Source organism: Citrobacter sp. CK188 (genome assembly GCF_030333525.1).
Taxonomy (GTDB): domain Bacteria; phylum Pseudomonadota; class Gammaproteobacteria; order Enterobacterales; family Enterobacteriaceae; genus Citrobacter_B; species Citrobacter_B koseri.
Window position 1 is genome coordinate 60,612 of sequence record NZ_JAOWFU010000003.1, and the last position, 24,336, is coordinate 84,947.

Below are 24,336 nucleotides of genomic sequence, written 5' to 3' on the forward strand. Positions count from 1 at the left end.
GCTTCCGGTCAGAATTAACGGCCAAACACCTCATCAATTGTGCGACGCTCGTGCTCGTTCAGTTCTCCTCCCGCATTACGCGACACGCCGGTACAATAGCCGAACTTACGCGATACCACGGTTTTAATCGTGGTTACAAAATCCTCGCCAATCGCGTAAATGGACATAAACGTGCCGATTTTCTCCTGGATATCGCGCAACGTTTGCAAATCACCCTGCTTAAACGCCTCCCGCGCGCTGACAAACAGCTCCGGCATCACGTTGTTTAAGCCGGAAATAATGCCTGCGCCGCCCGCCAGCAGGTTGGGAATGTAATACTCGTCATAGCCGGAGAGCACGGCAAAATCGTCGCGTACCGCGCGGGTGGTCTGAATCATGCTGCGGGTATGGGACTGGCAGTCGACGGTATCTTTAATCCCGGCAAAATTCGGGAATTCGGCGGCAAGGGTCGCCACCAGATCCGGCGTTAAATCGCAGCCGGTGCGTGCCGGGAAATTGTAGGCAAACCATTTGCCGCTCAGGGCGTTACCAAGCTGGCGGAAGTAGCTCAGAAGCTGCTTCGACGTCTGCCCGTAGTAATACGGCGGCAGAATCATCACCGCATCGTACCCGACGCGGTACGCTTCCTGCGCCATAAGCAGGATGTCGCCGGTGCAGGTGGAGGAGACATTGGCAACCATCTTCAGCGAACTCATCGCGCGGGCCTCGCGGATCAGCATCAGCCGCTCTTCCAGCGTGAAAGACGCAAATTCGCCAATGCTGCCCATCAGCAAAATAACATCAATGTTGGCCTCGGTAAGGCGTTTGAGATGCTGGCTCAGGCCATTGAGATCGACTTTTCCGTCATTGTCCATCGGCGTAATGGAAGGACACCAGACGCCAGCAAACTGCGATTGTACTGTCACGTTGTTGACTCCTTATTATGAAATGGTGTTTCAAAATCACTTTAATTGATAGCACGTCTGCTGGCGCATCATGTGAACCCGGCTCTCATTTTGAGCGGCTGAGACAAAATAAATATGCTCTAATGAGGATTATTTGTCGGGAGAGGGAAGCTGATGCGATATCCGGTCGAGGTGTTTACGGGCAAAATTCGGGACTATGCGGGAAGTCGTCCCAGCGCCATTGCGAAAATCCAGGTTGATGGCGAGCTGATGCTTAGCGATCTGGGCCTTGCCGGTGATGAGCAGGCCGAGATGAAAATTCACGGCGGGCCCGATCGCGCGCTGTGCCATTATCCCCGTGAACACTATCTGCACTGGGCGCGTCAATTCCCGGCGCAGGCGGATCTGTTTGTCGCGCCCGCGTTTGGCGAAAACCTTTCGACCGACGGTCTGACTGAGCAAAATGTTTTTATCGGCGATATTTTTCAGTGGGGAGAGGCGCTGATTCAGGTGACTCAGCCACGTTCGCCGTGCTTTAAGCTCAACTTCCATTTCGGCATTAGCGATATGGCGACGCAGATGCAGAACGCCGGGAAAACCGGCTGGCTGTACAGCGTTATCGCGCCGGGGCAGGTATCGGCGGATGCGCCGCTGATTCTGGCGTCGCGCGTCAGCGATGTGAGCGTACAGGAGGCGATTGCGATAGCCTGGCATATGCCGTTCGACGACGACCAGTATCATCGGTTGCTGTCGGCAGCGGGGTTATCGAAAAGCTGGACCAGAACGATGCAGAAGCGCCGTTTGAGCGGCAAAATTGAAGATCAGTCACGACGTTTACGTGGATGATGTAACGCCCGATGGCGCTGCGCTTATCGGGCCTACAACGTGCGGTTTTTCGTAGGCCGGATAAGGCGTTCACGCCGCCATCCGGCGTAATGCCCGATGGTGCTGCGCTTATCGGGCCTACAGCGTGCGGTTTCCCGTAGGCCGGATAAGGCGTTCACGCCGCCATCCGGCGTAATGCCCGATGGTGCTGCGCTTATCGGGCCTACAACGTGCGGTTTCCGTAGGCCGGATAAGGCGTTCACGCCGCCATCCGGCACCACAGCGAGACTTAAGAACGCTTATACAACGGCAGCCAGATCACCAGCCGTAAGCCGCCCAGCGGGCTGTCTTCGGCTTTCACCCAACCGCGATGCTGCTGGATCGCGGTCTCAACGATGGCCAGCCCCAACCCTGTTCCACCGGACTCCCGATCGCGCGCTTCATCGGTACGATAAAACGGGCGGAAGATCTGTTCGCGGTCTTCAGGGCTAACGCCCGGGCCATCGTCATCAACCGTTATCGTAATGCCGTCTTTATCCACCGCGAAGCCGACTTCAATCTTCGTGTGCGAATAGCGCAGGGCGTTACGGACAATGTTCTCCAGCGCGCTTTCCAGGGTGCTAGGGTTGCCGTATAACGGCCACGGCCCCGGCGGGAAGTTCACCGTTAACGATTTGCCCATCTGCTCGGCTTCGAAGGCGGCGTTATCCAGCACGTCTCCCCACAGATGATTGGCTTTCATCGTTTCGCTGACCAGCGCGTTTTTCTGTTGATTACGCGACATCACCAGCAGGTCGTTGATCATGCTGTCCAGCCGCTGCGCTTCGGTCTCGATGCGCTCCAGCTCTTTACTCTCGCCGCTACGGCGACGCAGCAGCGCGGTGCCCAGTTGCAGACGCGTAAGCGGAGTGCGTAGCTCGTGCGAGATATCCGACAGCAGACGCTGCTGCGTGGTCATCATACGTTCCAGCGCGGTCACCATCTGGTTAAAGCTGGCGCCAGCCGCAAGAAATTCCTGCGGGCCTGCTTCCAGTTCTGGATGTTGTCGCAGATTACCCTGAGCCACTTCGTCCGCCGCATTTTTCAACTTACGCGCCGGTTTCGCCAGGCTCCAGGCCAGCCAAAGCAACAGAGGCGAACTGACCAGCATGGTGACGATCAGCAACAAGAGCGGGCGGTCAAACAGCAGATTAATAAAATCGGATTGGGAACTGCTGGCCGGTCGAATCAGATAAAGCTGGTAGTTATCTTCCCCGTCTCTGACAGAGAACGGGCCTACCATCTCAACGCGGCCATATTTCTTCTTCTGCGGATGATCGGCGTTATCCGCCTGACCAATAAAGTTACGAATGATCTGCATTTCGCTGCGTTCTGCGCCGATCACGCGTCCTTCAGTGGTCACAAGCAATAACCGCTGTCCTGGCGGCGCCCACTTGTCGATCGCACGGAACAGGCGACGCCACCACATTAAATCGTTGGGTGGATCGTTCGCGAGTTCAGCTTCTACATGTTGCTCAATCATCAACCCCTGGCGCTGTTCGCTGTCCAGTAGCTCGGTCATCTGGCGTGAGTCGAGCTTGGGTAACATCAATACCAACATCAGCACCAGCGCCAGCGTCAACCAGAAGATGGCAAAGATGCGCGCGGTTAAACTGCCTATCATGAAGCGGAAACCATCAAATAACCGCGACCACGCAGGGTTTTAAACCACGGGTGCCCGTCTTTACGCTCCGGCAGCTTACGACGCAGGTTGGAGATATGCATGTCGATCGCGCGGTCAAACGGCGTCAGGCGTTTACCCAGCACTTCCTGGCTCAAATGTTCACGCGAAACCACCTGGCCGAGATGCTGTGCCAGCAGATAGAGCAGGGTAAATTCGGTGCCGGTTAACTCCAGGGTTTGACCATCGAAGCTGGCCTCCTGGCGACCCGGATTGAGGCTTAACGCATCCACTTCCAGCGTCGGCGAGCCGTTGTCGTTGTTCTGCTGCTGTTCGCTCCAGTGCGAGCGGCGCAGAATCGCACGGATACGCGCGACCAGTTCGCGGTCGTTAAACGGTTTAGGTAAATAATCATCCGCGCCCAGCTCAAGGCCGAGTACGCGATCCAGTTCGCTGCCGCGCGCGGTCAGCATAATGACAGGGGTCTGGTGTGTCTGGCGAAGCGCTTTCAACGTATCAATACCGTTTTTCTTCGGCATCATGACATCGAGCAAAAGTAAATCAATGCTGTCGTCCAGAAGCTCAAGCGCCTGCTCCCCGTCATGGGCAACCAGCACATTGAAGCCTTCCATTTCGAGCAGCTCCTTTAACAGGGAAGTTAGCTCTCGGTCATCATCAACTAACAGGATTTTATTCATTGTTTAAGTACCTCCGAGGCAGAAATTACGTCATCAGGCGTCGCTAATCCATGACTTTACGTTGTTTTACACCCCCTGACGCATGTTTGCAGCCCGAATCGTAAACTGTCTCTCGTTGAATCGCGACAGAAAAGATTTTGGGAGCAAGTGATGCGCAAAGTTACCGCTGCCGTCATGGCCTCAACGCTGGCACTCAGTCCTTTAAGCCACGCTGCTGAAGTCGTTACAGGCGATAACTGGCATCAAGGTGAAGGACTTACGCAGCGCAGTACGCAGAGCCATATGTTCGACGGCATAAGTTTAACCGAACATCAGCGTCAACAGATGCGAGATCTGATGCAGCAGGCAAGACACGAACAGCCTCCTGTTAATGTTAGCGAAATGGAGACAATGCATCGCCTTGTCATCGCAGAAAAATTTGATGAAAACGCTGTGCGCGCTCAGGCAGAAAAAATGGCGCAAGAACAGGTTGCCCGTCAGGTCGAAATGGCCAGGGTTCGCAACCAGATGTATCGCCTGTTAACGCCGGAGCAGCAAGCGGTTTTAAATGAGAAGCATCAACAACGAATGGAGCAACTGCGCGATGTGGCGCAATGGCAAAACGGCTCCTCGTTGAAGTTATTGAGTAGTAGCAACTCACGTTCCCAGTAACAAACCCTGTTTTCCTTGCCATAGACACCATCCCTGTCTTCCCCTCCATGATGGAGGGGTTTTTTTTGTCCAAAATTTGTCATCCGGTTATTGCCTTACTGTTTTACTCCATCCGTTATACTACCGGCATGGAAAGGCAGGAGTGTTTATGAATCAAACCTATGGGCGACTGGTCAGCCGGGCGGCAATTGCCGCGACAGTGATGGCGTCACTGTTACTTTTGATCAAAATTTTTGCGTGGTGGTACACCGGGTCGGTGAGTATTCTGGCTGCGTTGGTTGACTCGCTGGTGGATATTGCCGCGTCGCTGACTAACCTGTTAGTGGTGCGCTATTCGCTGCAACCGGCGGATGATGAACACACCTTTGGACACGGCAAAGCAGAGTCGCTGGCGGCGCTGGCGCAGAGCATGTTTATTTCCGGCTCGGCGCTGTTTCTGTTTTTGACCGGTATTCAGCATCTGATTACCCCTACGCCAATGAACGAACCGGGCGTCGGGATCGTGGTGACGCTTATCGCCCTGGTTTGTACGATCATTCTGGTCACGTTTCAGCGTTGGGTTGTGCGCAAGACGCAAAGTCAGGCAGTACGGGCAGATATGCTTCATTATCAGTCTGATGTTATGATGAACGGAGCGATTCTCGTTGCGCTTGGGCTGGCCTGGTATGGCTGGCATCGCGCGGACGCCTTGTTTGCGTTGGGAATCGGCATCTATATTCTATACAGCGCACTACGTATGGGGTATGAGGCAGTGCAGTCGTTACTGGATCGCGCGCTGCCCGATGAGGAACGTCAGGAAATTATTGATATCGTGACATCGTGGCCGGGCGTCAACGGTGCTCACGATCTTCGCACGCGGCAGTCAGGGCCGACCCGCTTTATTCAGATTCATTTGGAAATGGAAGATAATCTGCCGCTCGTTCAGGCGCATCTGGTGGCTGAACAGGTAGAGCAGGCGATTTTGCGGCGTTTTCCGGGTTCGGATGTCATTATCCACCAGGACCCCTGTTCAGTCGTACCCAGGGAAGGCAAGAGGTTTGAGCTTTCGTAATTCGTTGTAAAAAAGTGAGCAAGGCCAGCATTTTGTGTATAAATTACCGCCGTTTGGCCTGACCTGAATCAATTCAGCAGGAAGCGGTTGTTATACTATCTGCATATTCGTTGGATCGTCCCGATGTGCAGTAACAGTATCGGCTTCCGGCAACAGATTTCATTTTGCATTCCAAAGTTCAGAGGTAGTCATGATTAAGAAAATCGGTGTGTTGACAAGCGGCGGTGATGCGCCTGGCATGAACGCAGCAATCCGTGGTGTTGTACGCGCAGCGTTGACGGAAGGACTGGAAGTAATGGGTATTTATGATGGCTACCTGGGTCTGTATGAAGACCGTATGGTTCAGCTCGACCGTTACAGCGTGTCCGACATGATCAACCGTGGCGGTACTTTCCTCGGTTCCGCGCGCTTCCCGGAATTCCGCGATGAAAATGTTCGCGCAGTGGCTATCGAAAACCTGAAAAAACGTGGCATCGACGCGCTGGTTGTTATCGGCGGTGACGGTTCCTATATGGGTGCAAAACGTCTGACTGAAATGGGCTTCCCGTGCATCGGTCTGCCGGGCACGATCGACAACGACATCAAAGGCACTGACTACACCATCGGTTATTTCACCGCGCTGGGTACGGTAGTGGAAGCGATTGACCGTCTGCGTGACACCTCTTCCTCTCACCAGCGTATTTCCATCGTTGAAGTGATGGGGCGTTACTGCGGCGACCTGACCCTGGCGGCGGCTATCGCTGGGGGCTGTGAGTTTGTTGTGGTGCCGGAAGTGGAATTCAGCCGTGACGATCTGGTTGCGGAAATCAAAGCGGGCATCGCGAAAGGTAAAAAACACGCGATTGTCGCGATCACCGAACATATGTGTGACGTTGATGAACTGGCGCACTACATCGAGAAAGAGACTGGCCGTGAAACGCGTGCGACCGTACTGGGTCACATCCAGCGTGGCGGCTCTCCGGTGCCTTACGACCGTATTCTGGCTTCCCGTATGGGCTCATATGCCATTGAACTGCTGCTGGAAGGTTTTGGCGGACGTTGTGTGGGCATCCAGAACGAACAACTGGTTCACCATGACATCATCGACGCTATCGAAAACATGAAGCGTCCGTTCAAAGGTGACTGGCTGGATTGCGCTAAAAAGCTGTACTGATCGTTGTGTGTATTGTGCCGGGTGGCGGCTTCGCCTTACCCGGCCTACAACAGTACGGCCTGTAGGCCGGATAAGGCGTTAGCCAGCATCCGGCAATATCCTTCATTTATTCCCTCAAGTTATAGCCAATCTTTTTTTATTCTTTAATGTTTGGATTCCTTTCTGGCACGCTTTACTCATCACAACACTACATAAGAGAGCTGGGCGATGAATAAATGGGGCGTGGGGTTAACATTATTGCTGGCATCGACCAGCGTTCTGGCGAAGGATATTCAGTTACTTAACGTGTCTTACGATCCAACGCGCGAGCTGTACGATCAGTACAACAAAGCGTTTAGCGCGCACTGGAAACAAGAAACGGGCGACAACGTGGTGATCCGTCAGTCGCATGGCGGTTCCGGTAAGCAGGCGACGTCAGTCATTAACGGTATTGAGGCCGATGTGGTGACGCTGGCGCTGGCTTATGACGTTGATGCCATTGCAGAGCGCGGTCGTATCGACAAAAACTGGATCAAACGTCTGCCGGACAACTCCGCGCCGTACACGTCCACCATCGTTTTCCTGGTGCGTAAAGGCAATCCGAAGCAAATCCATGACTGGAACGACCTGGTAAAACCGGGCGTGTCGGTGATTACGCCGAACCCGAAAAGCTCTGGCGGCGCACGCTGGAACTATCTGGCTGCGTGGGGATACGCCCTGCACCACAACAACAACGATCAGGCCAAAGCGCAGGACTTCGTAAAAGCGTTATTTAAGAACGTGGAAGTGCTGGATTCTGGCGCGCGCGGTTCAACCAACACCTTTGTTGAGCGTGGGATTGGCGACGTGCTGATCGCCTGGGAGAACGAAGCGCTGTTGGCGACGAACGAACTGGGCAAAGATAAATTCGAAATCGTGACGCCGAGCGAATCAATTCTTGCAGAACCGACCGTCTCCGTGGTGGATAAAGTCGTGGAGAAAAAAGGGACGCAAGCCGTGGCGGAAGCCTATCTGAAGTATCTCTACTCGCCGGAAGGGCAGGAAATTGCGGCGAAAAACTTCTATCGCCCACGCGACCCTGAAGTGGCGAAGAAATATGAAAATGCATTTCCGAAGCTGAAACTCTTCACCATTGACGAGGAGTTTGGCGGGTGGACGAAAGCGCAGAAAGAGCATTTCTCTAATGGCGGTACGTTCGACCAAATCAGCAAACGCTAATGTAAATGGCTTTTCCAGCCCGGTGGCATCGTGCGACCGGGCTTTTTTATTTGTCATCATTTTGCGTTACTCTTGCACGTCAATAAGAGACAGGGAATGAGTAATGAAAAAAACAGGTTATTTTTTGCTGGCGGTTGTGATTGTTGCCGCCGTCGCGGGCATTGGCTACTGGAAGCTGGCCGCTAATCCGAACGCATTGCGGGATATTGTTCTGCAACAATGTGTACCGAACCAACTGCAACAGCAAAATCCTGCGCCATGCGCTGAAGTGAAACCGGATGCCGGGTATGTCGTGTTTAAAGATCGTAACGGCCCGTTGCAGTATCTGTTGATGCCGACGTACCGCATCAACGGTACGGAAAGCCCGCTGCTGGTGGAGCCCTACACGCCGAACTTCTTCTGGCTAGCCTGGCAGGCGCGCAGCTTTATGAGCCAAAAGTACGGCAAAGATATTCCAGATAGCGCCATTTCGCTGGCGATTAACTCACGCTCCGGGCGGACGCAAAACCACTTTCATATCCACATCTCCTGCCTGCGCCCTGATGTGCGAGCGAAACTGGATGATAATCTGGCGAAAGTGAGTACCCGATGGCTGCCGCTGCCGGGCGGATTGCGCGGGAATGAATATCTGGCGCGTCGGGTGACGGAAAGCGAGCTGGCGCAACGCAGCCCGTTCATGATGCTGGCGGAAGAAGTGCCGGATGCGCGTGAGCACATGGGCAGCTATGCGCTGGCGGTGGTGCGCCAGAGCGACGACTCTTTTGTTTTGCTGGCGACGCAGCGCAACCTGCTGGCGTTTAACCTCGCTTCCGCTGAGGAAATTCAGGATCATCAATGTGAGATTTTGCAGTAACCCCACCTAATCTGGCGTTTACTCCACCTGCCTGTCTCCGTATTCTTGTTGAAAAAAACAACAGGAGACAGGCATGTCGCTCTGGCTTACACACCCTCTGTTCATTCCTTCGCTGGTGGTCGGCGTGACCATTCTGCTCTGGGCAACCTCGCTGTTGCCGGAGTTTATTACCGCGCTGCTGTTCTTTACCGTGGCGATGGTGGCGAAGATCGCGCCGCCGGACGTCATTTTTGGCGGTTTTGCCTCGTCGGCTTTCTGGCTGGTTTTTAGCGGTTTTGTGCTGGGGGTGGCGATTCGCAAAACAGGGCTGGCAGACAGGGCGGCGCGCGCCTTATCCGCCAGACTGACCGACTCATGGCCGCTGATGGTGGCGAGCGTGGTGCTGCTCAGCTATGCGCTGGCGTTTGTGATGCCGTCCAATATGGGGCGTATCGCGCTGCTGATGCCCATTGTCGCGGCGATGGCGAAACGTGCCGGGATTGCCGATGGCACGCGCGCCTGGTACGGACTGGCGCTTGCGGTGGGCTTTGGAACCTTCCAGCTCTCCGCGACTATCCTGCCTGCTAACGTACCTAACCTGGTGATGAGCGGGGCGGCGGAAGGCTCGTATGGCATCCACCTGAACTATCTGCCGTATCTTCTGCTGCATACGCCTGTTCTGGGCTGGTTGAAAGGCGCGCTGTTAATCGTCCTGATTTGTTGGCTGTTTCCCGGTAAACCGCATGCGCCTCGCGACCTGACGCCGCCTGCGCCGATGAGCTGTGCGGAGAAACGGCTGGCGTGGATGCTGGCGGTGGTGCTGGCGATGTGGGTCAGCGAAAGCTGGCACGGTATTGGCCCGGCGTGGACCGGGCTGGCGGCGGCGGTGATCACACTGTTGCCGCGCGTGGGGTTCATCAACGGGGAAGAGTTTTCCAGCGGCGTGAATATCCGCACCTGTATTTATGTGGCAGGCATTCTGGGGCTGGCGATCACCGTGACGCAAACCGGCATTGGCAATGCGGTGGGCGAGGCGCTGCTGCATGTCATGCCGCTGGACCCGGAAAAGCCCTTCACCAGTTTCCTGGCGCTGACCGGCATTACCACCGCGCTGAATTTTATTATGACGGCGAACGGCGTTCCGGCGCTGTATACCACGCTGGCGCAGAGTTTTTCCGACGCAACCGGTTTTCCGCTGCTGTCGGTGATTATGATTCAGGTATTGGGATACTCCACGCCGCTGCTCCCGTATCAGGCGTCGCCGATTGTGGTGGCGATGGCATTAGGGAAAGTCCCGGCAAAACCAGGTATGACGCTGTGTCTGGCACTGGCGCTGGCAACGTATCTGGTGCTGTTGCCGCTGGATTACGTGTGGTTTAGTTTACTGGGGCGTTTGTAAAAAAAAGCCCGGCGGCGTTAATGCTTACCGGGCCTGTGATTTTGTGTGGCGGGTAAGCGCACGCGCCACCCGCCACAACAGCATTAAGCTTGTTTAGCCGCTTCCGCTGCTTTAACGATCACCGCGAACGCGTCAGCTTTCAGGGAAGCACCGCCAACCAGCGCGCCGTCGATGTCCGGCTGAGCGAACAGTTCTGCCGCGTTAGCTGCGTTTACGGAACCGCCGTACTGGATGATCACTTGCTCAGCGATTTTCGCGTCAGCTTTGGCAATGTGGTCACGGATGAATTTGTGAACAGCCTGCGCCTGCGCCGGAGTGGCGGATTTGCCAGTACCGATCGCCCATACAGGTTCGTAAGCGATAACCACGCCTTCAAACGCCGCAGCGCCCTGAGTTTTCAGTACCGCGTCGATCTGACGAGCACAGACTTCTTCAGTTTTGCCGGCTTCGTTTTCTGCTTCGGTTTCACCGATGCACAGAACCGGAGTCAGACCCTGCTCTTTCAGCACAGCGAATTTCTTTGCGATCAGCTCGTCAGACTCTTTGTGGTAAGTACGACGCTCAGAGTGGCCGATGATGATGTACTGCGCGCCGATATCCTTCAGCATTTCAGCAGAAGTTTCACCGGTGAATGCGCCAGACAGGTTCAGGTCAACGTTCTGCGCGCCCAGAATGATGTGGCTACCGGCAGCGGCGTGTTTCGCCATGTCGATATACATTTCCGGCGGTGCAATCGCAACTGCACAGCCAGCAACGCCAGCCAGTTCTTTACGCAGGTTAGCCACCAGCTCGTTTACCATGTGGCGGCTGCCGTTCAGTTTCCAGTTACCCATCACTAAAGGATGTCGCATTTCATTTCTCCACGCTTTGTCAGCGAATTAAGGAAGATGGCCGCCCTTCAGGGACGGCATGGTCTGTGAAACAGTATAGAGATCCCTCCCTCGAAAGGCTTTGCTTTTTGTCACTTAATTCAGCCCTTCCAGATTCTCCGATAGCGCTAGCTTAATCGGTTCAACAGCGAAGGTCAGCCCTTTTTCCCCGTTGTCTGCGACAACATAGCGAATCGCGCCTTCCGTTTCGGCGTAGTAGTGCTTATTCTTGCCCGCTGTGAGTAATTTTTGCAGTTTTTGCTGGCTTTGCTCTTTTGTCAGAAGCGGGGCGACGGTGCGGATCACCGCCGCCATGTATTCCTGCGCTTTGGCTTTGGCGGCTTTTTGCTCGGGCCCCTGAATGGGAAGCCAGGTAATCTGCATACTTTTGATTTTTAACGTACCGCGCTCCAGCGCCGTTGAGGCGTACAGATTTTCATTGATCTTGCTGGCGGCGCGGGTCAGGTTCGCCCTGTCGCGGCTGCTGTCGATAGCACGAAATTCGTTCAGTGGAAGCCGGGGATTTTGCTGATTAAAGTTTTCGCGAAACTGGCTGATGGAGAGATCAAACGTCGGCGCGCCAGCCAGCAGGTAGGGCGCGGTCGTCGCAGACGGCGATGCCTCCGCCAGCACCGTTGTGCTCGCAGTTATGGCGGAAAACAATAATAAAAACAGTGTACACCCTGGCTTCATCAATCTTACCTTTCGTTAGGACTGCTCACGATTAAAACGATAACTGTCGGGCTTGTCAAAAGGGTAAACTGACAGCGAAGGCAATAATAAAGGAACTTACATGACCATACAGCAGTGGTTATTCTCATTTAAAGGGCGTATTGGACGCCGTGATTTCTGGATCTGGCTCGGTTTCTGGTTTGTCGGCATGCTGGTGCTGTTTTCGCTGGCGAGCAAGAACTTACTCGATATCCAGACGGCGGCATTTTGTCTGGTGTGTCTGCTCTGGCCCACGGCGGCGGTCATGGTTAAGCGTTTGCATGACCGGGGGCGCTCCGGCCTGTGGGCGTTATTGATGATTCTGGCGTGGATGCTGCTGGCCGGAAATTGGGTGATGTTGCCGGGAATGTGGCAGTGGGTCGTGGGGCGCTTTGTCCCGACGCTCATTCTGGTCATGGTGTTTATCGATCTGGGGGCGTTTGTCGGCACTCAGGGCGAGAATAAGTTCGGCAAAGAAACGCAGGATGTGAAGTTTAAAGCAGAGCCTCAGGCAGGCGATAAACCGTAGGCCGGATAAGGCATTTATGCCGCTATCCGGCAGAGCGCCCGGTGGCGCTGGCGCTTACCGGGCCTGCAACCGTGCTTACCAGTAGTGCTCAGCGGTCATGTGCCCGGGACGACGACGCAGGTGTTTGGTCATGTGCCGGGTCTCCTTCAGCAGCTGCTGCGTATCACGCACCATCTGTGGATTTCCGCACAGCATCACATGGCTGGTCTCGGTGTCCATCGGTAAACCGACCGCCGCTTCCAGCGCGCCGCTTTCAATCAGCGCGGGGACGCGCCCGGTAAGCGAGCCTGCGATGGTTTCCCGACTGACGACAGTTTGAATGCGCAGCTTGCCTTCGTAGCGCTTTTGCAATTCCAGCATTAACGGCAGGTAACTTAAATCAGCGGCGTAACGCGCGGCATGCACCAGTACCAGGTTGTTAAAGCGCTCCAGGTCTTTACCGAGTTGCAGAATCGACAAATAAGGGCCAATGGCCGTTCCGGTCGCCAGCATCCACAGGGTGTCGCAGTCAGGCACTTCATCCAGAACAAAGAACCCCGCCGCTTCACTCACCACCTGTACTTCATCGCCAGGTTTAAGCGCCGCCAGACGTGGGCTTAGTTTGCCTTCGGGAACCGTCACCAGGTAAAACTCTAAATCGGGATTATCGGGCGCATTCACATAGGAATAGGCGCGTTGTACGCGTTCGCCATCGATCTCCAGTCCGAGCTTGGTAAACTGGCCTGCGGTGAAGGGATGAACGGGGGCGTGAACGGTCAGACTAAACAGGGCGTCGGTCCAGTACTGTACCTTCGTGACTTTTCCTGTTACCCAATCTGCCATGATCTTCTCCTGTCTGCTGCAATACCCTTATCTTCGTTCGTTGAACGAAAGATTTCCAGCCCCGAAGGGCCGGAAGGCTCAATCGAACAAATCAGTTACAGGATATGCGCCTGCACATCCGGGTCTTTGCGATCCAGATAGTGGATGGACTGAATACGGCGGATAGTGCGCGATTTGCCGCGAATCAGCAGCGTTTCGGTGGTAGCGATATTGCCTTTGCGGCTAATCCCCTCCAGCAGATCGCCTTTGGTGATCCCGGTGGCGGAGAAGATGACGTTATCGCTGCGCGCCATTTCGTCCAGACGCAGCGCTTTACCGGCGTCAATGCCCATGGCTTTACAGCGTGCCAGCTCCTGCTCGCCAATGCGGCGGTTCTCTTCGCTGTCGCCTTTGACGTCGTGACGCGCCAGCAGACGGCCCTGCATGTCGCCATCCAGCGCACGAATCACCGCTGCGGAGACAACGCCTTCCGGCGCGCCGCCAATGCCGTACAGCACGTCCACTTCACTGTCCGGCATACAGGTCAGAATAGAGGCCGCCACGTCGCCATCAGGAATGGCGAATACGCGCACGCCAAGCTGCTGCATCTCTGCAATCACCGCGTCATGACGCGGTTTGGCCAGAATCGTAACCGTCAGTTCGCTGAGTGGTTTGCTGAGGGCGGCTGCGATGTTGCGCAGGTTGTCCGCCAGCGGCAGATTCAGGTCGATAGATCCTTTAGCGCCCGGCCCGACGATCAGCTTTTCCATGTACATATCAGGCGCGTTGAGGAAACAGCCTTTATCGCCGACCGCCAGAACCGCCAGCGCGTTCGCCTGGCCCATCGCCGTCATACGGGTGCCTTCGATAGGGTCGACGGCGATATCTACCGCATCGCCACGGCCGGTGCCGACTTTCTCACCGATAAACAGCATGGGCGCTTCATCAATCTCACCTTCGCCGATGACAATGGTACCGTCAATATTGACCTGGTTGAGCATAATACGCATGGCGTTTACCGCTGCGCCGTCAGCGGTATTTTTGTCGCCGCGTCCCAGCCATTTATAGCCAGCCAGCGCCGCCGCTTCCGTTACGCGGGAAAATTCGATGGCAAGTTCTCGTCTCATAGCAAACTCGTAGCAGAAAGGAATGGCGCGAAGTGTAGCACAGGGGAGGGGGCAATCTGAAGGAAGTGTTCACATATTGTAAACAGTAAAATACCATGCTATGGTGTTCACATAATGTAAACGGATGGAACGAACGCAAGATGCACGTCATTTCAAAAGAACCTTTTGAGGAAGCGGCAAAGCGATATCCCAACGATTCGTTAGCCATACGGGCGCTGTACCGCTTAATGCGTGAAACTGACTTCTCTTCTCCGACTGAGATGAGAACTCTGATACCGAGCCTGGACAATTTTAAGTACCGGAACAAATGGTGGGTTCTGGATGTGGGAGGCAACAACTTGAGGGTTATCGCCTACATCAATTTTGTGAATAAACGCTTCTATGTGAAGCACATCAGCACCCACGCTGAATATGACAAGTTGACCCGCTATTACAGGGAGAACAAATAATGAATACCGACACTGCAAAAGCCATTGAAGCAACCAAACAACTCGTCGCTGCTGTTCCTTTCCTGGGAGGCAGCTCTTCAGAGAGCGATTACCGTGAAGCGCTGTCTCTGGTGGATTATCTGATCGAGAACGACGATGAGAACCCGCTCATTGACTTCCTGGCGAGCAAAATTGCCGATTATGAGGATAACAGCGACCGTTTCGCTGAGTTCAATAAAGATATCGCTGAAATGCCGGTTGGCGTGGCGCTGCTACGTACTCTGATTGACCAGTACAAGCTGTCCTACTCAGACCTGAAAGAGGAGATCGGTTCAAAGTCGCTGGTGAGTCAGATCTTATCTGGTCAGCGCTCTCTGACTATCGCTCACATTAAGGCACTCTCTGCTCGCTTCGGTGTGAAGCCAGAGTGGTTTCTTTAAACCGTGTCTTACATTCGAGTAATACCGCTCTTTTGGAGTGGTATTACTCTATGGTAATCAAATTATAATAAGTACCTGTAGGCCGGATAAGCGAAGCCGCCATCCGGCATGTCAGTATTACTCTTCGTGGTCTTCCCACGCCAGGGCGCGTTTGACCGCTTTTTTCCAGCCGCTGTAACGGAAGTTACGCTCGGTGGTTTCGATGCCTGGACGGAATTCACGCTCGATGACCGCTTTTTCCTGCAACTCATCCAGGTTCTGCCAGTAACCCACCGCCAGACCTGCCAGATACGCCGCACCCAGCGCCGTTACTTCGCGCACTTCCGGGCGCTCAACGCGCGTACCAAGAATGTCTGACTGGAACTGCATCAGGAAGTTGTTGGCAACCGCGCCGCCGTCAACGCGCAGGGCGTGCAGGCGAATACCGGAGTCCGCCTGCATCGCTTCCAGCACGTCGCGCGTCTGGTAAGCGATCGATTCCAGCGTTGCACGGATGATGTGGTTGGAGTTTACGCCACGGGTCAGACCGAAGATGGCGCCGCGCGCATACGGGTCCCAGTACGGCGCGCCCAGACCGGTAAAGGCCGGAACAACATATACGCCGTTGGTATCTTTCACTTTGGTGGCGAAATATTCAGAGTCGAATGCGTCGCTAATGAGTTTCATCTCATCACGCAGCCACTGAATGGATGCGCCAGCCATAAACACCGCCCCTTCCAGCGCGTAGTTCACTTCGCCGGTCGGGCCGCAGGCGATGGTGGTCAAAAGTCCGTTTTCGGACTTAACCGCTTTCTCGCCGGTGTTCATCAGCATAAAGCAGCCGGTGCCGTAAGTGTTTTTCGCCATCCCCTCTTTGACGCACAGCTGGCCGAACAGCGCCGCCTGCTGGTCACCGGCGATCCCGGCGATTGGAATACGCGTGCCGCCTTTACCCCCGATGTTCGTCTGGCCGTACACTTCTGAAGAACGACGCACTTCCGGCAGCATGGCGCGCGGGATATCCAGCGCATCCAGCATTTTGTCATCCCAGTCCAGGGTATGGATGTTGAACAGCATGGTACGTGAAGCGTTGGTGTAATCCGTGACGTGTACGCGTCCCTGCGTCATTTTCCAGATAAGCCAGGTATCCACCGTACCGAACAGCAGTTCACCGCGACGTGCGCGCTCACGGGAGCCTTCTACGTGATCGAGAATCCACTTCACTTTGGTGCCGGAGAAGTACGGGTCAATCACCAGACCGGTGTTGTTGCGGATGTAATCTTCCATGCCGTCACGCTTCAGGCGTTCGCAGATTTCGGCGGTACGGCGGCACTGCCAGACAATCGCGTTATAAATCGGTTTGCCGGTTTCACGTTCCCAGACGATGGTGGTTTCACGCTGGTTAGTAATACCGATTGCTGCGATCTGATCGGAACTGATGTCTGCTTTCGCCAGCACTTCAACCAGCGTTGAGCTTTGGGTGGCCCAGATTTCCATTGGGTCGTGTTCTACCCAGCCTGCTTTCGGGTAGATTTGCTCAAATTCACGTTGCGACACGCTAACGATATTCGCATCGTGATCCATCACGACGGCGCGGGAACTGGTGGTGCCCTGGTCGAGCGCAACGATATATTTTTTCTCAGTCATAATTTTTTTGTCCCGTAGTCACATTACAGCGAAGCTTTTTGTTGTGCGGTAGTGGTGGTGTCCTTCTCTTCAACCACGCAAGTATCACACGGCAAATGGCGGCCAATCAGTTTACGATAGGCGAATGCGCCCAGAATGGCGCCCGCAATCGGGCCGAACATCGGCACCAGGAAGTAAGGAATATCCTTACCGCCAGTCAAGGCAACGTTCCCCCAGCCAGCGAGCCAGGCGAACAGTTTCGGGCCGAAGTCACGCGCCGGGTTCATCGCAAACCCGGTCAGCGGCCCCATAGAAGCGCCAATTACTGCGATCAGTAAACCAATGAGCAGAGGAGCCAGTGGGCCGCGCGGTACGCCGTTACCATCATCGGTCAGCGCCAGAATAAGCCCCATCAGAATAGCGGTAATTACCATCTCAACCGCGAAGGCTTGCACAAAATTGATATGTGGATTTGGATATGTTGAGAAAGTGCCAGCCAGATCAACACTTTCGATACTGCCACGGACGATGTGGTGCGTTTGTTCAAAATCAGCGAAAAGATTGTAGTAAAGCCCGTAAACTAATGCCGCTGCGCAAAACGCGCCGGCAACTTGAGAAATGATAAAAGGAACAACTTTGCGTTTGTCGAAACAGGCAAACAGCCACAGTGCGATTGTTACGGCTGGATTTAAATGTGCGCCGGAGACACCTGCTGTCAGGTAGATAGCCATCGCCACCCCCAGACCCCAGATGATACTGATTTCCCACTGACCGAAAGTAGCACCTGCTACTTTAAGAGCAGCGACACAACCCACACCGAAGAAAATCAACAACCCAGTACCGAGAAATTCAGCAATGCACTGGCCTTTTAAGGTTGATGTTTGACTCATAATCGGATCCTGAAGAGAGTTTAATGTTTATTGTTTGCGAAGAGGTCACTGACGCCTTCGATGCCTGTAGGCATACTGTTAATTTATCGTTAACGAGCAAAAACGAGAAATATCGAAATCAAAATGTGTGTACTGCGTCAATAAAATGAGCGTTATCGCGCCATGAAGCGCGTTTTACGACAAACCAGGAGTGTGAGCTGAATCATTTCATTAACCAATATGTTAACACTTTAGAGTTATGTGAGTTATGTCACCAGGACAAGGATGAAAAGTGTTGCAAACCGCAATCTACGCGGTATGTCGCTGGACAGGGATGGCGCGGCTTCATACAATCGGCACTATATATTGTGCGCGTTTACGTGAAGCGTCGCCTTGCAATTCAGGAGAGGTATGGCCATGTCATTAGAAGTGTTTGAGAAACTGGAAGCAAAAGTACAGCAGGCGATTGATACCATTACGCTTTTGCAGATGGAAATCGAAGAGCTGAAAGAAAAGAACAACAGCCTGGCGCAGGATGTACAGTCTGCTCAGCATCAGCGTGAAGAGCTGGAGCGTGAGAACAACCATCTGAAAGAACAGCAGAGCGGGTGGCAGGATCGTTTGCAGGCGCTGCTGGGTCGTATGGAAGAAGTCTGAGCCGTAGCAGTGTTGGCTGCGCTCAGCGTTGTAGGCCGGATAAGGCGTAAGCCGCCATCCGGCACTGCAATATCGCCTGATGGCGCTACGCTTATCAGGCCTACAGTCGGCATCGTTTATGAGCGGCAACGCAATAAAAAAGGCACCTTACGGTGCCTTTTTTGATCACTCGATATCAAGCGGGTCTTCGGAGAGGATTATCCCGGTATTGTCGGCGTAGAGATGATCGCCGGAGAAGAAGGTCACGCCGCCAAAATTGACGCGGACGTCGCTTTCCCCGATTCCTTCACCTGCGGCGCCTACCGGAATCGCGGCAAGCGCCTGGATGCCGATATCCAGCTCTTCCAGGTCGTCTACCTGACGCACCGCGCCGTAGATGACCAGCCCTTCCCATTCATTCTGCGTAGCCAGACGCGCCAGTTCGGCGTCGACCAGCGCGCGACGGACAGAACCACCGCCATCGACCAGCAGAATGCGACCACGGCCATTCTGTTCGAGCAGATCGTAGAGCAACCCGTTGTCCTCGAAACATTTTACCGTGATGATTTGTCCGCCAAACGACGACCGCCCTCCAAAGTTAGAGAACAGTGGTTCCACGACGTTGACATCTTCCTGGTAGATGTCACAAAGCTCGGAAGTATCGTATTTCATAGGCTTAACGTTCAGTTGCTGCGAGAATTTTTAGTATATCGCGCTATGCGTACTGTTTGCAAAATCATCAATTGTTCATTGATATTTGTCAGTTAAACCGCCCACTGGCTTAAGAAAATCCCGACGACAAACAGCAGGTTAGTCAACAACGCGGCTTTAACGGTACGTTCCAGCATCGGGCGCATCGCAGCGGGTTCCATTTCGCGCATCACATAACGCGCCTGTTTAATCAGTAACGGTGCGGCCAGGATGAACAGCCATCCCCACAGGCTTTGCAGCGAAATCAGGTTAAACAGCGCTAGGCAGACCAGTGAACCCATCAACAGGCAGGCGTGATAACGACGTGCGTTAACCGCGCCTAAACGTACCACCAGCGTGTTTTTACCGTTTTCTTTATCGCTGTTGATATCGCGCAGATTGTTGATGTTGAGCACGGCGGTCGCCAGCAGTCCGCAGGCGGTAGCAGGTAAGATAAGCGCAGGAATGAGCGTATGCGCCTGTAGATACCAGCTGCCCATTACGCTGAGCCAGCCAAAGAACACCAGCACGGAAATGTCGCCCAGACCAATATAGCCGTAAGGACGGTTCCCGACGGTGTAGGTAATCGCGGCGATAATCGACAGGCCGCCCAGCACCAGGAATCCGACAAAATCCGCCAGCGTGTGACATGCGACAGCCACCAGCGCCAGACCGGAGAGGCAAATCAGCGCCACGGTAATGATCAGCGCCCGCTTCATCTCCTGCCGGGTGATCACCCCTTTTTGCATCCCGCGCAGCGGCCCGATGCGGTCAGGCTTATCACTGCCTTTGACGGCGTCGCCATAATCGTTGGCAAGGTTCGATAAGATTTGCAGCAGCCCGGCGGTGATTAACGCCAGCAGCGCAACCAGGGGATCGAAGTACCCTTGCCACCATGCCAGCGCTGTACCGACGATGATTGCCGCAAACGCGAGCGGCAACGTTTTCGGTCGTAAACTTTCCAGCCAGGCCTGGGAGCGGCTAATTTGTTGTTGTTCAGTCATATTTAGCGCCAATAAAAATGGGGCTTTTCAGCCCCATCAACAGTGATGAAAATGCATTGAACGCGATTATAGGATAAAACGACTCAGATCTTCATCTGCGACCAGCGCATCCAGATGTTTGCTCACATATTCCGCATCAATTGTTATGCTCTGACCATTCAGATCGCTGGCGTCATAGGAGATATCTTCCATCAGACGTTCCAGAACGGTATGCAGACGACGCGCACCGATGTTTTCGGTGGTTTCGTTTACCTGCCATGCCGCTTCGGCAATGCGTTTGATGCCGGATTCGGTAAACTCAATGTCCACGCCTTCAGTCGCCATCAGCGCTTTGTACTGAACGGTAACGGACGCGTTCGGCTCGGTGAGAATGCGTTCGAAATCTTCCGTCGTCAGCGCTTTCAGCTCAACGCGAATCGGCAGACGCCCCTGCAACTCAGGGATCAGATCAGACGGTTTCGCCACCTGGAACGCGCCGGAGGCGATAAACAGGATGTGGTCGGTTTTCACCATACCGTGCTTGGTAGAGACGGTGCAGCCTTCTACCAGCGGCAGCAGGTCGCGCTGTACGCCTTCGCGGGAAACGTCCGGGCCAGAGGATTCGCCGCGTTTACAGATTTTGTCGATTTCGTCGATAAACACGATTCCGTGCTGTTCAACGGCGTCGATGGCTTCCTGTTTCAGCTCTTCCGGGTTCACCAGTTTGGCCGCTTCTTCTTCAATTAGCAGCTTCATTGCGTCTTTGATTTTCAGCTTACGCGGTTTTTGTTTCTGGCCGCCCAGGTTCTGGAACATGGACTGCAACTGGCTGGTCATCTCTTCCATTCCCGGAGGCGCCATAATTTCAACGCCCATCGGTGCGGCTGCGAGATTGATCTCAATTTCTTTATCGTCGAGCTGGCCTTCACGCAGTTTTTTGCGGAATGCCTGGCGCGCGGCGGACGGCTCTTGCTGTTGCTCAGCCTGACCCCAGTTATTTTTTGCCGGAGGGATCAGCGCGTCGAGAATACGCTCTTCCGCCATTTCTTCTGCGCGGTAGCGGTTTTTCTCAATAGACTGAACGCGCACCATCTTGATCGCGGAGTCGGTCAGGTCGCGGATAATGGAATCCACTTCTTTACCCACATAACCGACTTCGGTGAATTTTGTCGCTTCAACTTTGATGAACGGCGCGTTGGCCAGTTTTGCCAGGCGACGCGCGATTTCGGTTTTACCTACGCCGGTCGGGCCGATCATCAGAATATTTTTTGGCGTCACTTCATGGCGCAGCTCTTCGTTGAGCTGCATGCGGCGCCAGCGGTTACGCAGTGCAATCGCCACGGAACGCTTGGCGTTGTCCTGGCCAATGATGTGCTTGTTCAGTTCGCTGACGATTTCGCGTGGGGTCATTTCAGACATGGGAGATCCTTACGCTTTAGACGGTAATTCTTCAATGGTGTGGAAGTGGTTGGTGTAAATGCAGATATCGCCTGCAATATCCAACGCCTTTTCAGCAATTTCGCGGGCGCCCAGTTCGGTATTTTCTAACAGTGCGCGTGCCGCAGCCTGGGCGTAGGGACCACCGGAGCCGATAGCAATCAGATCATTTTCCGGCTGTATGACATCGCCATTACCCGTGATGATCAGTGAAGCGGTTTCATCTGCGACGGCCAGCAGCGCTTCGAGCTTGCGTAGCATGCGGTCGGTACGCCAGTCTTTCGCCAGTTCAACGGCGGCTTTGACCAGGTGGCCCTGATGCATTTCTAATTTACGCTCAAACAGTTCGAACAGCGTGAATGCGTCTGCCGTTCCCCCTGCAAATCCCGCAATGACTTTATCGTTGTACAGACGGCGAACTTTCTTCACGTTGCCTTTCATTACGGTATTGCCCAGTGTGGCCTGACCATCACCGGCGATTACCACATGGCCGTTACGGCGTACGCTTACTATTGTTGTCACGAGCAGACCCCTTGGTTACAAATGCAGAATACAGGCCCCGCACGCGGTACGGGGCATAATGCAAATATAAATGGGGGGGATTTTGGGGGTTTCAACCCCCGGAGGCGAGTCGAATGCAGTTTGTGTGACCCGCCATCTTCAGGCGGTTAAGGGTGCTGTCTGCATTCTCTTTGCCTTTGACAGGGCCGATGACCACACGATTCCACCCGTTGTTGGTGGTGATTTTGGAGTCAAAGCCTTCAAAAGCCAACTGGGCGCGCACGGTTTCCGCTTGCTCGGCGCCTTTGAAGGAGCCGCATTGCACCATCCAGCGACGTTCATCTTTCTTCTCTGCCGTCTGTTTTGGCGCTTCAGGTTCACGCGCGATCGGCGCGGCCTGCTGCGTTTTAGGCTGAGAAGTCGTGGTGTGCGCAGGCGTCTGCAACAGGTCCTGATAAGGCTGCTGGGATGTCGTCTGCTTCGGCTGCTGCGTCTGGCGTGGCTGCTGTGCAGGCGCAGTCTGCGCCGTACGCGGTTGCTGCTGTGGCTGTTGGTACGGTTGCTCCGTCACGCGTGGCTGCGTACGCGGCTGTTGAACCGGCTGGGTGTTAGCCCACTGCTGCTGTTGTACCTGCTGCTGTGCCTGACGCTGGCGCTGCAATGTCTGCTGACGCTGTTCAGGCGTCTGTTCGTTCCACGGCACTTCGTTAAGCTGGGTCGGCTGCTGGCGCATATCCGCCTGCATTTGCGCCAGTAGCTGACGCTGCTCGCTGGTGAGCTGCTCCGGGTTCATCACTTCGCCGCCCGCAGAAGGCTCGGTTGGCGCACGCACGCCCGGCTGGCGGCTTTCCAGCTCTTTAATGTAGCGCCAGCGCTCTTCCGGCTTCGGCGGCAGCCCGTTGCCGGTCACTTTCTGGCTTTGCAGCGTTTCGGACTCTTCTTTTTTGTGATGAGTAATGAAGTACAGACCCCCGATAAAGGCCACAAGGACAGCCGCCGCAATAGCGACCATTGCGGGTGAAACCGCAGGCGTGTTGCGTTGCTTTTTCCGTGAGGTGCTCTTTTTGCGCCGCGAAGGTGCCGGTTGACCGCGACGTACATAATCTCGTTGTGCCACTATCGTTTCGCTGTATTTATTCGTTCGTCAGCCCGCCATGTTACTTAAGCGGCGGGCTTTTGACCAGATAGGTGAGTCTTAAAGGTTTAAGTTAAGGCTCGCGTCGAACCACGAATAATTAACTCGCAGTCCAGCAAGCGCGAGCCGCTGCTGACATTTTGCCCCTGTAACTGGTCGAGCAAGAGCAGCATTGCTTCGCGCCCGATATCGAAGCGCGGCTGTGAAACCGTCGTCAGAGGCGGGTCGCAAAATTCCGCCAGCGCAATGTTATCAAAGCCAATGATGGACAGATCGTCAGGGACTTTCAGACCATGACGCTTGGCCCAGGAGAGCGCGCCGAGCGCCATAACGTCGCTGTGACAGAACACGGCGGTCGGAGGCTGCGGAAGCGCAAGCAGCTGTTGCAGCGCGTGGCCGCCCGCCTCGTAGGTGAAATCGCCCCGGGCGATATAATGCGGGTCGACGGTAATGCCGCAGCGACGCAGCGCCTGCACATAGCCTTGCAGACGGTAGTGGCACAGCGGCATCTCCTCCGGCCCGGCAATGCATCCGATACGCTGGTGCCCCTGTTCATGCAGATAATTTACGGCGTTAAAGGCCGCAGTCAGGTTATCAATATGAACGGTAGGCAGCTCCAGCTCCGGCGCGAATTCGTTGGCCATCACCATCGGCGGCAGATTTCGTTGCTCTTCAATGCTGGCGTCGAACGGCAGGCGTGAACCGAGCAATAACATGCCATCAATTTGTTTGGTGATGATCAAATTGATAAAGGTCTTTTCTTGCTGATTCTGGTGCGCGCAGTCACCAATCAACACCAGATATCCGTGGCTTGCGGCGGTAACCTCAATGCCCCGGATGATTTCACTGAAAAAGGGATCACAAATATCCGGGACGATCACCAGGATGGTGCGTGATTCATTCCGTTTGCTATTTCGCCCCATTGATTGCGGTAAATATCCCACCTCCATCGCCGCCTGTTCAACCCGGTTACGGGTCGACTGGGAGACTTTATCCGGGTTCATTAACGCACGGGACACGGTTGCTGTTGAGACTTTCGCCTTCATAGCAACATCTTTCATTGTAGCGGCAGCAACCTGTTTCTTCGGTTTCACACTCTCTCCTCGCCTGGGAAATCAGGCGCAGAACTATCCTTGTTTAACTCACATCGAAAACATTTTTATCAGATAGTTAATGGAAGCGGTTACAGAATTTTCATAAAAAGTGTGATGGATATTTAATTTTA

Annotated in this window: 26 protein-coding genes; 11 read left to right on the forward strand and 15 right to left on the reverse strand. The window is 54.4% G+C overall.

Annotated elements, in window-relative coordinates:
* Positions 1 to 14: 14 nt before the first annotated feature.
* The gene (locus OGV67_RS01590; RefSeq protein WP_024130663.1) at positions 15 to 905 is read right to left on the reverse strand and encodes a dihydrodipicolinate synthase family protein; all 891 of its coding nucleotides are present in this window, start codon (positions 903 to 905) and stop codon (positions 15 to 17) included.
* Positions 906 to 1,058: 153 nt separating this feature from the next.
* Between OGV67_RS01590 and yiiM the strand changes: the two genes are divergently transcribed.
* Positions 1,059 to 1,730 carry a 6-hydroxyaminopurine reductase gene (gene yiiM, locus OGV67_RS01595; protein WP_115615275.1) on the forward strand — a complete coding sequence of 224 codons (672 nt, stop codon included), beginning with the start codon at positions 1,059 to 1,061 and terminating at the stop codon, positions 1,728 to 1,730.
* 268 nt (positions 1,731 to 1,998) lie between these two features.
* Here yiiM and cpxA read toward each other — a convergent pair whose 3' ends face one another.
* Both cpxA and cpxR read right to left on the reverse strand, forming a co-directional pair.
* Positions 1,999 to 3,372 (reverse strand): envelope stress sensor histidine kinase CpxA, encoded by a 1,374-nt coding sequence (gene cpxA / locus OGV67_RS01600; RefSeq protein ID WP_012133887.1) that lies wholly within the window; start codon positions 3,370 to 3,372, stop codon positions 1,999 to 2,001.
* Complete coding sequence (cpxR, locus tag OGV67_RS01605; protein WP_012133886.1) at positions 3,369 to 4,067, reverse strand: envelope stress response regulator transcription factor CpxR; 699 nt, start codon at positions 4,065 to 4,067, stop codon at positions 3,369 to 3,371. The genes cpxA and cpxR overlap by 4 nt, the downstream gene beginning before the upstream one ends.
* A 150-nt stretch (positions 4,068 to 4,217) precedes the next feature.
* On the opposite strand from cpxR, the gene cpxP reads away from it, so the two are divergent.
* From cpxP to OGV67_RS01635, 6 genes are all read left to right on the forward strand, one after another.
* A complete protein-coding gene (gene cpxP / locus OGV67_RS01610) occupies positions 4,218 to 4,718 on the forward strand; it encodes a cell-envelope stress modulator CpxP (protein ID WP_012133885.1) in 501 nt (166 codons plus the stop codon).
* Positions 4,719 to 4,866: 148 nt separating this feature from the next.
* Positions 4,867 to 5,769 (forward strand): CDF family cation-efflux transporter FieF, encoded by a 903-nt coding sequence (gene fieF / locus OGV67_RS01615; RefSeq protein WP_012133884.1) that lies wholly within the window; start codon positions 4,867 to 4,869, stop codon positions 5,767 to 5,769.
* Between the two features lie 190 nt (positions 5,770 to 5,959).
* On the forward strand, positions 5,960 to 6,922 hold the full coding sequence (gene pfkA / locus OGV67_RS01620) for a 6-phosphofructokinase (protein WP_012133883.1): 963 nt from the start codon (positions 5,960 to 5,962) through the stop codon (positions 6,920 to 6,922).
* A 207-nt stretch (positions 6,923 to 7,129) separates the two neighbouring features.
* Positions 7,130 to 8,119 carry a sulfate/thiosulfate ABC transporter substrate-binding protein Sbp gene (gene sbp / locus OGV67_RS01625; RefSeq protein WP_012133881.1) on the forward strand — a complete coding sequence of 330 codons (990 nt, stop codon included), beginning with the start codon at positions 7,130 to 7,132 and terminating at the stop codon, positions 8,117 to 8,119.
* A 103-nt stretch (positions 8,120 to 8,222) separates the two neighbouring features.
* Positions 8,223 to 8,972, forward strand: a complete 750-nt coding sequence (locus tag OGV67_RS01630; protein ID WP_115615274.1) for a CDP-diacylglycerol diphosphatase — start codon at positions 8,223 to 8,225, stop codon at positions 8,970 to 8,972.
* A 73-nt stretch (positions 8,973 to 9,045) separates the two neighbouring features.
* Positions 9,046 to 10,350 (forward strand): SLC13 family permease, encoded by a 1,305-nt coding sequence (locus OGV67_RS01635; protein ID WP_115615273.1) that lies wholly within the window; start codon positions 9,046 to 9,048, stop codon positions 10,348 to 10,350.
* An 83-nt stretch (positions 10,351 to 10,433) separates the two neighbouring features.
* Here the strand turns inward: OGV67_RS01635 and tpiA are convergent, their stop codons facing one another.
* Both tpiA and OGV67_RS01645 read right to left on the reverse strand, forming a co-directional pair.
* Entirely contained in the window at positions 10,434 to 11,201 is a 768-nt protein-coding gene (gene tpiA, locus OGV67_RS01640; RefSeq protein ID WP_024130662.1) for a triose-phosphate isomerase, read from the reverse strand.
* A 114-nt stretch (positions 11,202 to 11,315) separates the two neighbouring features.
* Complete coding sequence (locus OGV67_RS01645; RefSeq protein WP_047459831.1) at positions 11,316 to 11,912, reverse strand: YiiQ family protein; 597 nt, start codon at positions 11,910 to 11,912, stop codon at positions 11,316 to 11,318.
* A gap of 100 nt (positions 11,913 to 12,012) precedes the next feature.
* Between OGV67_RS01645 and OGV67_RS01650 the strand changes: the two genes are divergently transcribed.
* Positions 12,013 to 12,459, forward strand: coding sequence for a DUF805 domain-containing protein (locus tag OGV67_RS01650; RefSeq protein ID WP_115615272.1), 447 nt, complete (start codon positions 12,013 to 12,015; stop codon positions 12,457 to 12,459).
* 75 nt (positions 12,460 to 12,534) lie between these two features.
* Here the strand turns inward: OGV67_RS01650 and fpr are convergent, their stop codons facing one another.
* Positions 12,535 to 13,281 carry a ferredoxin--NADP(+) reductase gene (gene fpr, locus OGV67_RS01655; protein ID WP_012133874.1) on the reverse strand — a complete coding sequence of 249 codons (747 nt, stop codon included), beginning with the start codon at positions 13,279 to 13,281 and terminating at the stop codon, positions 12,535 to 12,537.
* 95 nt (positions 13,282 to 13,376) lie between these two features.
* Complete coding sequence (gene glpX / locus OGV67_RS01660; protein WP_012133873.1) at positions 13,377 to 14,387, reverse strand: class II fructose-bisphosphatase; 1,011 nt, start codon at positions 14,385 to 14,387, stop codon at positions 13,377 to 13,379.
* A 140-nt stretch (positions 14,388 to 14,527) separates the two neighbouring features.
* Here glpX and OGV67_RS01665 point away from each other — a divergent pair, with 140 nt between their 5' ends.
* Both OGV67_RS01665 and OGV67_RS01670 read left to right on the forward strand, forming a co-directional pair.
* Positions 14,528 to 14,836 (forward strand): type II toxin-antitoxin system HigB family toxin, encoded by a 309-nt coding sequence (locus tag OGV67_RS01665; protein ID WP_047459826.1) that lies wholly within the window; start codon positions 14,528 to 14,530, stop codon positions 14,834 to 14,836.
* Positions 14,836 to 15,255 (forward strand): helix-turn-helix domain-containing protein, encoded by a 420-nt coding sequence (locus OGV67_RS01670; RefSeq protein ID WP_049011786.1) that lies wholly within the window; start codon positions 14,836 to 14,838, stop codon positions 15,253 to 15,255. The genes OGV67_RS01665 and OGV67_RS01670 overlap by 1 nt, the downstream gene beginning before the upstream one ends.
* Positions 15,256 to 15,372: 117 nt before the next feature.
* On the opposite strand, the gene glpK is transcribed toward OGV67_RS01670, so the two are convergent.
* Together glpK and OGV67_RS01680 are read right to left on the reverse strand one after the other, a co-directional pair.
* The gene (gene glpK / locus OGV67_RS01675) at positions 15,373 to 16,881 is read right to left on the reverse strand and encodes a glycerol kinase GlpK (RefSeq protein ID WP_012133870.1); all 1,509 of its coding nucleotides are present in this window, start codon (positions 16,879 to 16,881) and stop codon (positions 15,373 to 15,375) included.
* A 23-nt stretch (positions 16,882 to 16,904) separates the two neighbouring features.
* On the reverse strand, positions 16,905 to 17,750 hold the full coding sequence (locus OGV67_RS01680; protein WP_012133869.1) for an MIP/aquaporin family protein: 846 nt from the start codon (positions 17,748 to 17,750) through the stop codon (positions 16,905 to 16,907).
* 390 nt (positions 17,751 to 18,140) lie between these two features.
* On the opposite strand from OGV67_RS01680, the gene zapB reads away from it, so the two are divergent.
* Positions 18,141 to 18,386 carry a septal ring assembly protein ZapB gene (zapB, locus tag OGV67_RS01685; RefSeq protein ID WP_012133867.1) on the forward strand — a complete coding sequence of 82 codons (246 nt, stop codon included), beginning with the start codon at positions 18,141 to 18,143 and terminating at the stop codon, positions 18,384 to 18,386.
* Between the two features lie 165 nt (positions 18,387 to 18,551).
* Here zapB and rraA read toward each other — a convergent pair whose 3' ends face one another.
* The 6 genes from rraA to cytR all read right to left on the reverse strand — a co-directional run bounded on the left by rraA (position 18,552) and on the right by cytR (position 24,205).
* Positions 18,552 to 19,037 (reverse strand): ribonuclease E activity regulator RraA, encoded by a 486-nt coding sequence (rraA, locus tag OGV67_RS01690; protein ID WP_012133864.1) that lies wholly within the window; start codon positions 19,035 to 19,037, stop codon positions 18,552 to 18,554.
* 92 nt (positions 19,038 to 19,129) lie between these two features.
* On the reverse strand, positions 19,130 to 20,059 hold the full coding sequence (gene menA, locus OGV67_RS01695; RefSeq protein ID WP_047459819.1) for a 1,4-dihydroxy-2-naphthoate polyprenyltransferase: 930 nt from the start codon (positions 20,057 to 20,059) through the stop codon (positions 19,130 to 19,132).
* A 66-nt stretch (positions 20,060 to 20,125) separates the two neighbouring features.
* Positions 20,126 to 21,457, reverse strand: a complete 1,332-nt coding sequence (gene hslU, locus OGV67_RS01700) for an ATP-dependent protease ATPase subunit HslU (RefSeq protein WP_012133861.1) — start codon at positions 21,455 to 21,457, stop codon at positions 20,126 to 20,128.
* Between the two features lie 9 nt (positions 21,458 to 21,466).
* Positions 21,467 to 21,997 carry an ATP-dependent protease subunit HslV gene (gene hslV, locus OGV67_RS01705; protein ID WP_012133860.1) on the reverse strand — a complete coding sequence of 177 codons (531 nt, stop codon included), beginning with the start codon at positions 21,995 to 21,997 and terminating at the stop codon, positions 21,467 to 21,469.
* Between the two features lie 91 nt (positions 21,998 to 22,088).
* Positions 22,089 to 23,093 (reverse strand): cell division protein FtsN, encoded by a 1,005-nt coding sequence (gene ftsN / locus OGV67_RS01710; RefSeq protein WP_024130660.1) that lies wholly within the window; start codon positions 23,091 to 23,093, stop codon positions 22,089 to 22,091.
* A gap of 86 nt (positions 23,094 to 23,179) precedes the next feature.
* A complete protein-coding gene (cytR, locus tag OGV67_RS01715; RefSeq protein ID WP_012133858.1) occupies positions 23,180 to 24,205 on the reverse strand; it encodes a DNA-binding transcriptional regulator CytR in 1,026 nt (341 codons plus the stop codon).
* Positions 24,206 to 24,336 lie beyond the last annotated feature (131 nt).